The following is a 10751-nucleotide window of genomic DNA, read 5'->3' on the forward strand; positions in this document are numbered from 1 at the left end:
GGGCGCGTGCCGCCCCCGCGTTGTCCACGCGGCCGCCGGTGCGCGCCCCGCCCGCTCAATCGGGCAGACCCTCCAGGGCGCGGAGTCCGTCCTTGGCTCCGCCCCGGTTGAGAAGGGTGCCCTGGGTCCTTTCAAAGGCAAGACGGTAGCGGTCCCGCCGCTCGTCGGTCAGGCCTTCGGTGTTCCGGAGGGCCGACTCGAGGTCGATCAGGCGGTGGTCCTGGACCTGGTCTGCCTTCAGCGGCTGCGGGCCGGCGTCGGTCACCTCGGCGTCCGGCGGCAGCTCGACGAAGGTCGGGCGGTAGCGGGCCTGGACGTCCCACTTGCCGTTCGCCTCGGCGAACTGGAACCAGCCGATCACACCCTCCTCGGAGAGGCCGCTGGGGACCTCGTGGCGGGCGAGCTGGTTGCCGAGGCCGTAGGCGACCCAGGTGTTGCCGATCTTCTCCATCGGCTGGACGACGTGCGCGTGGTGGCCGATGACCAGGTTGATCGTGGTCTTCTTGGCGATTTTCTTGGCCAGGCTCAGCTGCAGGCTGTTCGGGGCCGGCTGGTGCTCCTTGCCCCAGTGGATGCTGAGGATGACGACCTCGGCGCCGGCGGCGCGGGCGGCCTTCTCGGCGTTCGCGATGGCGTCCAGGGAGGTCTTGTTCACCAGCCAGGGCTTGTCGGCCGGGATGGTGTTGCCGTTGAAGCCGCCGGCGAAGGACAGCTGCGCGACCTTGACGCCCTTGACGTCGATGATGTTCGGCTTGGCGGCCTCCTGCGCGTTGCGCGCGGAGCCGGTGTGCTTCAGGCCGGCCTTGTCCAGGGCGTCGAGGGTGCTCTTGACGCCGCCCGCGCCGTGGTCCAGCGCGTGGTTCGAGGCGGTCGAGCAGGTGTCGTACCCCATGTCCTTGATCGTCGTGGTGATCTGCGGGGGCACGAGGAAGTTCGGGAAGCTCTGCCAGGGGCCGTTGGGCTTGCCGAGGACCGGCTCCATGTGACAGATGGCCAGGTCGGCCTTGCTGATGACGGGCTTCACCCCGGCCATGATCTTGTCGAAGGACATGTCCGGCTTGCCGTCGGCCTTGGCGTCCTTCTGGGCCTGGGTCGTCAGCTCGGGGTGGATCAGGATGTCCCCGGCCGCGGCGACGGTGAAGGAGCGGCCGCCCGACGCGGCGGTGTTGGCCGCGTCGTCACCGGAGCTGTCGGAGCCGCCGAGCAGTCCGCATCCGGTCAGGGAGGCGCTCAGGAGCAGAGCGAGGGCCCCGGTCCGGAGGGTGGCGGCTTGGTCGGCGTTGGTCATCACTCCGGTATTTTCATCTGACTATGAGCGCATCTCCCGCAAAACGAATAACGATTGCAATAACTTTCGGCGCTGTGGCTTCCATCTGCGCGATTGTGGTGTGTCTCACGCTGCTTGCCGGGCAACCCTCTGCCGACCAGCAGGAACGCCCGAAGCCGCGGGTGGCTGCGGGCGTCGACCTTGAGGCGCGGATTACCCAATACACAGCAGGCTTTGGTGAACGCGGCGGGTACCGCATCCCAACGAAGGATGAACGGCTGACGCTCACTCAGGGCGTGTCGATGCTTCTCGATGGCGATCATGAAGCGGCAAAACGGCAGCTCGCAGAGGTCGACTACGGTTTGCAGACCTTCACCGACTCGGTGAGCGGGCGCCGCTTCGCGGAGGTGGCCGACACGGCCAGCTTCACCGGCAGCCGCAGCCGCGGCTGGGGGCGGGTCTACCTCGACCTGACCGAGCCGGTCCGCTGGTCGGTGCAGGTGCCCCATCCGGTCGCGGACGAGAACACCGAGGACCTCGGCGCGCGGGTGCTGCGGGGGGAGCCGGGCGGCGTACTGGTGCTCGCGGGAGCGCACCGTACGGCCGGGACCGGCAACGCGGCGGACGTCGCGCACCGCACGGACTCGGTCTTCCACAGCGTCATCGACGAGCTCATGGGGCGGAAGCTGCCGGGCGTCCAGCTGCACGGCTTCGCGAACGAGTCCTTCCCGGAGTTCGACGTCGTGGTCTCGACGGGCGCGGGTGACCGGGCGGTGGCGGACGCGAAGCTGCTGGCACGGCAGCTGAAGGCCGGGGACCTGGAGGTCTGCCCGGCCTGGGCCCGTAAGTGCAAGCTGTCCGGCACATCCAACGAGCAGGGCCAGGTGGCGGCCGAGGAGCGGCTGCGCTTCCTGCACATCGAGCTGAACCGCGGGATCCGGACGAACAGCGAGAGCCTCGACGAGGTCGCCGAGTCGATATCGGTGCTCACGCGCCGCTGGGCGGAGAAGGCCAGGTAGCGAACCAAGCGGACAAGCCGGATGAATCGGCACGAAACTTCACGATGTGACGAAGCCCTCCCGGAAGATGCGCCCCGGGAGGGCTTCGTCGCGTCTGGGGGGTGCGGCGGGGGTCAGCTCAGCCCCCGGCTCCGCTCGCCGATGCGGTCGCCCTGCGGCGAGCCCGCTCGCTTGAGCTCCGCCTTGGTGTGGGCGCCGCCCTTGACCTTGCTGGGGACGGGGCCGCCGAAGCCGTGCCCCGTATCGCGCGGCGGGCCGCCGGCGTCCGCGCTCCTGAGGGCTTCCAGCAGCTCGGAGCGGCCCTTGTTCTGCCTCTTCGCCATCCTGGCTTCACCTCTTCAGACGGTGCTCGATCGGACTATTCGGATCGTAGGCACATACAGGGGCATATGCATCCGCTGCGGGCCCCGCGGGCGGGGCGGCGGAGTCCGCCCGGGCCGTCCGACCTGCCCTTTCGCGCAGCCCTCCCGCATTTCACGACTTCGCTCCCGCACATCCACCCGGCCGTTACATCCCCTACGGGCAACCGGAACACGCCCCGCGTAGCTTCGTCTCCGTCGCCCCGGCAAATGCCGACGACCGGGCGGCAGCGTCCCGCGGGAACCAGGCCCTGCGCGCCACCTTCCGTACCGCCGCCGTCACCGCCGTGACCGCCGTGACCGCCGTCACCGCCGTCACCGCCGCACTCGCCGTCCCGGCGCAGGCGGCCTTCGCCGACTCGCCCACGGCCCCACCCAGGGCCAGGAGCAGCCGGCGCCCCGGCCGGGCGCCGGCATGGCGGCAGTCGGCGCCGCGTGCCTCGGCCTCTCACTCCTCCGCCGCACCCACGCGAACCGCTGACGCCCACCCGGCCCCGCCCCCACCCAGCGTCAGCACCGCGGCGGTCCCCGTAGCTCCGGTGGCGCCCGTAGCTCCAGTGGCTCCGGTGGCGCCCGTGGCCCCGGTGGCCCCCGGAACCCCGGTGGCACCCGTTGCACCCATTGCACCCGTAGCTCCGACCGGACCGGGCTCGCCCTGCGATCCGGCCAGCCCCGCCGACCCCGTAGCTCCAGTAGCCCCACTCGGCCCGACCGGACCCTGCGCACCAGCCGGCCCAGTGGCTCCCTGCGGTCCAGCCGGTCCGACTGGTCCAACAGGCCCCGCCGGACCAGGCGGCCCAGGCGGCCCCTCGTTACACTCGCCCCCACCACCACCCGACCCACCCACGCCACGCGAGCCAGCCGCACCACCCCAACCAGCCCCACCACCCGGACCAGCCAAACCATCCGGACCACCCGCACCACCACGTCCGGGGTTCACGCCCACCCGAACCGGGCCCGGCGGCTGGCTGTCCGGCACTCCCGGCCTCCGCGGCCGGCAGTCATCGCCACCGCCCCCGCCCCCACCACCAGCCGGAAGCGCGACAGCCGCGGCGGCCGCGCCGCGCTCACGAGCCGCACCCGCAGCATCAGCCGCATCCGCCACACCGGCGGCACTCGCCACAGCGCGACGAGCCCCACCAGCACCAGCCCCAGCGACGCCAGCGCGCCACCGGCAACCCACGCCCCGCTCCGCGGCAGCGGGCGCAGCCACAGCTTCGTTCCGTACGGAGAACGCACCCATCTCCCTTTCAGGCCAGGGCCGGACGCTCCCCGGAAGCGGGCCGAGCGCCACCAGCCATCAGCACTTCCATCGGCCCCGCCGCCCCACCTCTGAGCCCCCCACCAGCACGTTCATCCCGACAGCGCACCGGTACCGCCCACCCCGCACCGCACCCCAAGACCCCGCCCGGGCCAAACACCAAAGGCCCCCACCACAACGGTGAGGTGCCTCTGCCCAGGTGTCCTCGGCAGGATTCGAACCCGCGACCCCCGCAATCCACCGCGGTTGATGTCACCTGTGTACGTCACCAGTCGCGCCAGTCATCGGTGATCTCGGAGCGGCCGATACCCTTCCTGGCGGCAAGGGCGGCAACATCCACACCGTGCTCGCCCAAGGTGAGAACGATGTACTCGCACAGCTGCTCGCGCTCTTCGGTGCAGAAGCCGGCGCCGCCATGACCGGGGTCCGCGTCGACGGCGTTGAGGGCGAGCACGACTCGCTCGACCGCAGGGCTGCCCCAAGGCCCGCACCTCCGCCTCGAACGCTTCCCACGCCGCATCGGTCGCCCGCAGCAAGGATTCGGGGTACATCTCCACCGCACCGGCACACTCCGGCTCCAGCGTCCTCGCCGCCACGCCGGGGCCCACCTCGGCCATCCAGGCCCGCCACATCTCAGGGGGTCTCTTCGTCATGGCCCGGACGGTAAGCCCGAGCAGTGACAAGGCCGTGCACACCAAAGGGGCACCTACCAGAACTGGTAGGCGCCCCTCAGCCGTGTGCCCCCGGCAGGATTCGAACCTGCGACACCCGCTTTAGGAGAGCGGTGCTCTATCCCCTGAGCTACGAAGGCGGGGGCTTGCGGAAAACCTTGCCGGAAACCCCATAGCGGGATCCTCGGCCGGCAACGCAAACCTCCAGGTCAGCTGGTGTGCCGACGCCGCTGGGGCAGAGTCCTCGTGGACACTTTCCCGAGCATGCGGCCGGTAGCCGACTGCCCGCAGACAGCCTAGCCGATCGTGCTGCGCGGGTGCGCCCCCATAACGCGTCACATCCAGGATTGCGCGCCAGTGGCTGCTGAGCTGCGGAAACGCGTGCCGTGTCAGCGGTGACGGAAGTGCCGTTCATGCCTGCCGTCCCGTGCAGGTGTCCGTTCCGTCTCCTTAGCGGCTTGGCTCCCTGGAAGAGGGGTCGCTGCCGGGCGTGCGGGGGCTGCGACGGCGTCGTGCTTTCCGTCGGGTGGGAGCCGGCGCGTCCCGGCGGAGGTGGCTGTCGACGCCGTGCACCTGGGCCACCTGCCGGGCCCTGTCGCACCAGACATGCGAAGGCCGCGCCCCGGTGGGGAGCGCGGCCTTCGCAGCTGTGTGGCAGTGCTGGTGGGATCAGGTAGGGCCCGTGGCCGACTGGGCCTGGGTGAGCCGTTCTCGGTGGAGTCGGTGGCTGGTGGCGTTCTGGGCCAAGGCGAAGCCGAGGACGAAGATCTTCTGGCGTTCGATGCCGTACGCGATCATGCGTCGGTTCCACAGACTCTGGTCGAATTGGGCGTGGACGGACTCGGAGTCCGCGCGGTACGGGTAGACGCGCTGGTGGGCCAGGGTCGGCTGGGGGATCTGCTGGAGGAGCTCGGCGCGGTGGAAGCGGCGTTCGCTGTCGCTCTTGAGCGGCTTGCCGCTGCCCGCCTCCCGCAGGGCTCGGTCCTCCTGGGTGGTCGTGATGCCGACCGGGACCCGGTGGGTGTGATCTCCGTGTCGGCACGGGATACGCAGGACGTGGTACCAGCGGCTCTTGGTGACACCGATGCGCGGCTCCAGCTTGGTGATCGGTACCGGGGTGAGGATGCGGGTGCCGTCGTCGAGGGCGATGCTCTCGGCGATGCGTCCGTCGCTGCACCACAGCTCGTGTCCACTGCGGCAGGCCTTGAGATGCTCGTAGAACACGGGCTTGACCGAGCCGTGCTGCTTGTTGATGGCGAGCATGCCGCGGCGGGCCAGTACGTCGCGGTGCACCCCGCGCAGGGCTCCGTCGTAGACGATGCCCATGCAGCCGGGCAGGACGTCCTTCAGCATGAGGAACTGCCGGACGGCAACGGCTGCTTCGTCCTCGTACTCGCCGCCGGCGACGTGGGCGAAGGAGAGGATGACGCCGGTCCAGTACCCGTCGGAGCGGCCCGACGCGAAGAACCACTTGCTTCCCCGCACCATCCGCTTCGCCTTCTCGCCGTTCTCGTAGTAGTCGCGGGCGGCGGGATCGACGCCTCCTCGCCTTGGAAATCGCTTTGGGGACGGTGGCGTCGCCGACGAGAAGCTGGCGGCGCTCCGGCCTGCTCCAGATCTTCGGGGCGTCAGGGGGGAACAGGCCCTGTTCCTGTGCCTGGCGGGCGGCGTACGTGCGGAAGGCCTCCTCCAGCAGGTCGCTGCTCGGTACGAGGAGCTTGTCGACCGCGTCCTGGAACTGGTTGCGCGAAGGTGCGTTCAAGGGAAGGGCCGCGGCGGTTCTGCGGCCGAGATTACGGCGTACGTGCGCGCGGAGGCTGCGCCATTCCTGTGGGGAGGTCAGGTGGCCGACGGCCGCACGCTTGGACTTCGCCACCGGCGTCAAGGCCGCCAAGAGCATGTACACGATCGCCGGGTACTCGCGCGGGCAACCGACGTTCGAGGGCGGGGGGAGGAGGTCGGCCATCTCGTATAGCAGTGGGTAGTCGAGGCAGTCCCGAACGCGTTCGGGGAGGGGGCGCTGGTGCTGGTCGCGGAGTTGGCGCTTGCGGCTGCGGCGGTCGGCCTCGGGTACGGGTGCGCCGAAGATGTCGTCAGGCACGGGGCGGCACTCCATCGGTGTGGGCGCGGTTGCAGCGCCAGTCGTAGTCGATCACCTCGGCGGCCCGGTCGAGGGAACGCAGCCCGAGGGTGCGGGCGGCTTCCTCGATGCGTCCGGTGGCTTCGAATGCCACGACCGCGGCGGTGGCAGTAATGGAGGCGGGCTTGACGTCCGGCTCGCCGCCGAGCCCGATGCGGCGCAGGAGGCCCCCAAGGGCTACGCACGCACGTGCCTGCAGGGCCGCATCCGAGGTCGGCCTGCTTGAAACGGCCAGGTGGGCGGTGGCTGGCTCGGAATGCCGGGCGGCGACCTGGCGGGCCCGCTCGGCAAGCACCTGTCGACTCCAGGCGTCCAGCCGGCACCAGCGCGCCTCGTACTTGATGGAGCCGTGCATCCAGACCCTTTGAAGGGACAGGTCGAGGTCGGCGGCGACGATGTGCCCGATTTCTCCGCTGTGCCCGCCGGCCAGGGCCAGAGCGGCTGCTGCGGCGAGCCGGGTCGGTCGGGCGGAGTAGGAGGCGTGATGGCGGAGGGCCACGACCTCGTCCTCGGTCAGGGCGCGCACACCTCCATGGGTACGGGCGGGCAGAGGGATGTCCCTTGCCGGGTCCTGGTCACTCAGGCCGAGCTCACGCAGCACGCGATAGGCGGCACGTACGACACTGCGCCGCAACAGCCGGGTGGCGACGGCCGGATCGGACACGCGGCCATGGCGGCTGTGGCCTTTGGCGTTGACGAAGTCCTCCACGAGGTCGGATCGGACGTCGGCGATGAGGAGCGCGCCGCGCACGGTGGCGTACCGCCCGAACCTTTGGAGCAGGAGGCCGAATTTGTCGAAGGTCTGGTGCGACATTTCACTGTTGGCGGTCATGTGCTGCCAGACCTGCAGAACGCGGACGATTCCATGTGCGAGGGAGAGGTCGGTTCCCACGATGGGCCTCCTCTGATAGTCGGTGCGGGTGGGAGCCGCCCCCTCCGGGTGTGAGGCAAAAGGGCGGATCCAAGAGTCGGCAATGTTGCATACATGCAACACATTGGGCATGGGTGAGCTCCGCGGCAACATGTGGGGTTCGAAGGAGTGAGGAGCGCGGCGAGGCCCGCTGGCGGCGGGTGGCACCCCGGCGGCGCCTGCCGGTGCAGGAGATCCTTGGGCGGCCTGTCCTAGAACTGTGGCGGGGCGAAGGCGCGGGCGATCGCGCGGTACGCGCTCATCACTTCGAGGAACCGCTCACGAGGCAGTGCCGCGACGGCATGGCTGGACCCGATGAACGGCAGGGCGGGCTGCGGGGGCTGCGTCTCGCGCAGGAGTGCCATCTGGCCCCCTTCCTCCTTGTGGACCACCAGGGCGTACTCGAGCCAGTGCACCAGGTGCAGCCCCCGCTCGATCCGTCGGCTGATGCCGCGGGTCAAGTGCTCGGCCAGGGTGGTGACGTCCTGGGGCGCTGCATCGAGAAGGCGCATCGTGCTCAAGGTGAACCAGGAGGAACCCCAGAGTTCCCGCAGGAACAGCCGGGCGCGGGCGGAATCGGAGGTGCGCAGTTCGGCCAGGCGGAGGCCGGCGGCGGTGAGGATGAAGGTCTGGCAGCCCGGTTCGAAGAGCCCGTTCTGTCCAAGGAATCCGTGCGCTCCGGCGACCGTCTTCTCGGCGATCCCCAGCGTCGCGCTCACTGCGGCCAAGGGCGCACCCTCCGTCTGGCCACGCGTGAGCCCTGCGGCGACATCCAGAAGCTCGAGCTGCCGCCGCGCTTCCATGGCCTCGGTCGGGAGGATGCGAGCGGAGGTGGACCGGTCGGTTGTCCGACGGCTCATCGCCTGCTCCTGACGGAGGCGCGGTGAGCGCCATCAGGAGGTGACAGGCGGGCAGGGTGGTGCGTAAATGCACTGCGCGGCATGATGCGGCCCTCAGCTTGATCAAGGTTGTCGTGCTCGAATTCCGCGGACAGCCCGTGCGTGATCCACCCATGCCCTAGCCTGGGCTCGACGCGTGGGCCCTCAGCTGACGTGTCTTCGGCGCCGCCCTGGGTCTGCACACCCGGGCGGCGCCTCTTCGTCAGCATGAGAGGTTCGGCCTCTACGTATGCGCCTCCGGAACAAGTTGGTAGATCCCGCGCGCCACCGATACGACCCTGTCCTCTGGGAGCATATTGGCCAGAGTGGAGCGGATCGAATTCTGCTTGGTATCCGGACGTGAGCGGCGGACGTGATCGAAAATCTCTCCGAGGGATGTCGCCTGCCCCCCACTGAGCGCCCTGAGGATGAGCGCTTTCAGGGTCGGCGCACCCGGCTCGTCCTTCTCCGAACCGCCCGGTCGGGCCCCAGTGGTCGCTCCCTGCCGTTGCCGCCCGCTTTCGCCGTCCTGTGGCCCAGCTTCGCCTTCCGCCGGACGGGCAAGGAATCGCTCGGCGCTGGCAATGGTCTCGCGAACTGCGGCCAACCGCTCCGTGGCAACCGTCAGGCCTTGCTCGGCGGCATCGACTTCCTTCTCCGCTTCCAGAAGACGCTGACGCAGTTCGTTCACGCGATCGGCGGCCTTGCTGCAGGCTGCTTCCGCGGCCGTCCATCGGTTGTGCTCGATGGCTTCGACCTGGCGCAGGTGCTCAATGAGGGGGTTGGCCGCGTCGCCCGCATTCTCGGTATGCACGCATCTCCCCCCTTGAGTGATCCATGCACAAGCTAGCGCCCCAAAGCACGCTGCGCAGGCGAACGGCGACACTCGCAGTGCTTTCTCTCCACTCGCAGAGGGGAGTCATCAACTTGTAAGTGTCAAGCCGCAGTTAGGGGCTTCGCGGGCAGGCTTTGGTTCGCCTTGAACAGTGCGTGCGGACCGTCTGGGGAGATACCCCGGCGGCAAGTGTGCGTCCACTCAGTGAATGCAGTGCGTGCGTGTCCGCGCAGCGCCCTCCGGTATCTGCCCGTCTCGTCCCAGGAGGCACCTTCCTCAAGCCGGCCGCAGGCGGGTCTGGAGGAGAGGTGCCCGCCCGGTCCCTGGTCGGCGGGGGAGGTTGACGAAACCGCCGAAGGGAAGGGTTGACGCTCTATTATGTTCCGTACTTGCAACACTGGCTGGATGCCTCGCGAGGCGTCTTGGACGGGTGAAGGATCGGACCCATGGGTGCGTGGGATGATTTCGGCATGCCCCGGAGCAGTAACGACAAGCAGCCGCGCGACTACGTCGTGGATGGCGCTTGGCCGCATGCTGCCCTTGCTCCCGACGCGCCGGTCAGCGCGTACTACGGACAGTCCCTGTCCCGGAACCTCGAGCGGGCCATGACCTCCACCGGACACACCCTTCGCAGCCTTGCCGAAGCGACGGGCCTCACCCATTCGACCATCAGTCGCGTCGTCAACGGCAGGGTCATGCCGGATCTGGGGACGCTCGCCCGCCTGGAGGCGGCGTTCGGGTTCCAGCTGTGGCCCGGGCCGGCAGCCCTGCCTCCGCAGGGCCCACGGTCCTGACCTTCGCGGCTCCTCCTCCGTTCAGTCGTGCTGGGATGCGCCACGAGGCCACGGAGCGATCCTGGTTAGTGTGTACATGTATGCACCTGAAGTGCGGCGGGAGGCGTATCTGCTGTGCTTCGACGAATCGCAGAGGTTGAGACTCGTCCGTCACCCCCCTGGAGAGCTGGACTTTGCCCGGGACGCTGTGCGCACCCGGGGAGAGTTACAGGGCGGCAGTTCGCCGAGTCGTCTCGGATCCGGTCCTGCGCTTCGGAGCAGTCGTCGCTCGCCTGGATCTGCCCGCCGAGGCGGGCCGCCATGCTCGGCGGGCGCGCGTGTACACGGCACATGCAGACGCGCACATCCACTCCGCCTCTTGGTGGGTGCCGTGGCGCCAAGCGCTCCGGGGGGCTGCCCACCTTCACCTCCCGGAACTCGAGTTGTTCGTCGAGGGCTACCTGGAGGGCTGGATCCCGGACGGCTTGATCACACTCGCCCCTGATCGTCGGCCGTGAGTCGAGTCGTCAGCCCTTCTCCTTTCGGGCCTTCCCCCGTGATGGTGGACGCGCTTGGTTGATCACGCGGCGAGCGTGAGCTTAGCGGCGTGGTGTCGTCGTTCGTATTCGTTGGGACTG

At 69.4% G+C, this 10751-nt stretch carries 11 protein-coding genes and 1 tRNA gene; 2 read left to right on the top strand and 10 right to left on the bottom strand.

The annotated features are described in order from the left end of the window. Positions 1-55: 55 nt before the first annotated feature. Both ACIF6F_RS36830 and ACIF6F_RS36835 read right to left on the bottom strand, forming a co-directional pair. Positions 56-1288, bottom strand: coding sequence for a CapA family protein (locus tag ACIF6F_RS36830; protein WP_399957973.1), 1233 nt, complete (start codon positions 1286-1288; stop codon positions 56-58). Continuing rightward, positions 1288-1590, bottom strand: coding sequence for a hypothetical protein (locus tag ACIF6F_RS36835; protein ID WP_399957976.1), 303 nt, complete (start codon positions 1588-1590; stop codon positions 1288-1290). Before ACIF6F_RS36835 ends, ACIF6F_RS36830 begins: the two co-directional genes overlap by 1 nt. A 39-nt stretch (positions 1591-1629) precedes the next feature. Here ACIF6F_RS36835 and ACIF6F_RS36840 point away from each other — a divergent pair, with 39 nt between their 5' ends. Next, positions 1630-2286, top strand: coding sequence for a hypothetical protein (locus ACIF6F_RS36840; RefSeq protein ID WP_399957979.1), 657 nt, complete (start codon positions 1630-1632; stop codon positions 2284-2286). A gap of 113 nt (positions 2287-2399) precedes the next feature. Here ACIF6F_RS36840 and ACIF6F_RS36845 read toward each other — a convergent pair whose 3' ends face one another. The 8 genes from ACIF6F_RS36845 to ACIF6F_RS36880 all read right to left on the bottom strand — a co-directional run bounded on the left by ACIF6F_RS36845 (position 2400) and on the right by ACIF6F_RS36880 (position 9319). Further along, the gene (locus tag ACIF6F_RS36845; protein WP_399957982.1) at positions 2400-2609 is read right to left on the bottom strand and encodes a hypothetical protein; all 210 of its coding nucleotides are present in this window, start codon (positions 2607-2609) and stop codon (positions 2400-2402) included. 972 nt (positions 2610-3581) lie between these two features. Beyond that, positions 3582-3884, bottom strand: a complete 303-nt coding sequence (locus ACIF6F_RS36850) for a hypothetical protein (protein WP_399957985.1) — start codon at positions 3882-3884, stop codon at positions 3582-3584. Positions 3885-4171: 287 nt separating this feature from the next. Beyond that, positions 4172-4360, bottom strand: coding sequence for a hypothetical protein (locus ACIF6F_RS36855; protein ID WP_399957988.1), 189 nt, complete (start codon positions 4358-4360; stop codon positions 4172-4174). A gap of 284 nt (positions 4361-4644) precedes the next feature. Beyond that, positions 4645-4717: transfer RNA gene (locus ACIF6F_RS36860), tRNA-Arg, on the bottom strand. A 529-nt stretch (positions 4718-5246) separates the two neighbouring features. Beyond that, positions 5247-6065 carry a hypothetical protein gene (locus ACIF6F_RS36865; RefSeq protein WP_399957991.1) on the bottom strand — a complete coding sequence of 273 codons (819 nt, stop codon included), beginning with the start codon at positions 6063-6065 and terminating at the stop codon, positions 5247-5249. 605 nt (positions 6066-6670) lie between these two features. Beyond that, positions 6671-7609, bottom strand: a complete 939-nt coding sequence (locus tag ACIF6F_RS36870) for a hypothetical protein (protein ID WP_399957994.1) — start codon at positions 7607-7609, stop codon at positions 6671-6673. 230 nt (positions 7610-7839) lie between these two features. After that, positions 7840-8355 carry a hypothetical protein gene (locus ACIF6F_RS36875; RefSeq protein ID WP_399957997.1) on the bottom strand — a complete coding sequence of 172 codons (516 nt, stop codon included), beginning with the start codon at positions 8353-8355 and terminating at the stop codon, positions 7840-7842. A 394-nt stretch (positions 8356-8749) separates the two neighbouring features. Next, positions 8750-9319 carry a hypothetical protein gene (locus ACIF6F_RS36880; RefSeq protein WP_399958000.1) on the bottom strand — a complete coding sequence of 190 codons (570 nt, stop codon included), beginning with the start codon at positions 9317-9319 and terminating at the stop codon, positions 8750-8752. A gap of 467 nt (positions 9320-9786) precedes the next feature. Here ACIF6F_RS36880 and ACIF6F_RS36885 point away from each other — a divergent pair, with 467 nt between their 5' ends. Further along, entirely contained in the window at positions 9787-10134 is a 348-nt protein-coding gene (locus ACIF6F_RS36885; protein WP_399958003.1) for a helix-turn-helix domain-containing protein, read from the top strand. The last annotated feature ends 617 nt before the right edge of the window (positions 10135-10751 follow it).

Origin of the sequence: Streptomyces sp. NPDC086023 (assembly GCF_044540325.1) — a bacterium.
Classification (GTDB): Bacteria; Actinomycetota; Actinomycetes; order Streptomycetales; family Streptomycetaceae; genus Streptomyces.

Coding starts and splice junctions, on each gene's coding strand:
- ACIF6F_RS36830 (WP_399957973.1), bottom strand. CDS start 1,288: ATGACCAACGCCGACCAAGCCGCCACCCTCCGGACCGGGGCCCTCGCT.
- ACIF6F_RS36835 (WP_399957976.1), bottom strand. CDS start 1,590: ATGATCGCCATCGAGAAGCATCGACACGCCCTGAGTGAGCGTCAGCCG.
- ACIF6F_RS36845 (WP_399957982.1), bottom strand. CDS start 2,609: ATGGCGAAGAGGCAGAACAAGGGCCGCTCCGAGCTGCTGGAAGCCCTC.
- ACIF6F_RS36865 (WP_399957991.1), bottom strand. CDS start 6,065: ATGGTGCGGGGAAGCAAGTGGTTCTTCGCGTCGGGCCGCTCCGACGGG.
- ACIF6F_RS36885 (WP_399958003.1), top strand. CDS start 9,787: ATGGGTGCGTGGGATGATTTCGGCATGCCCCGGAGCAGTAACGACAAG.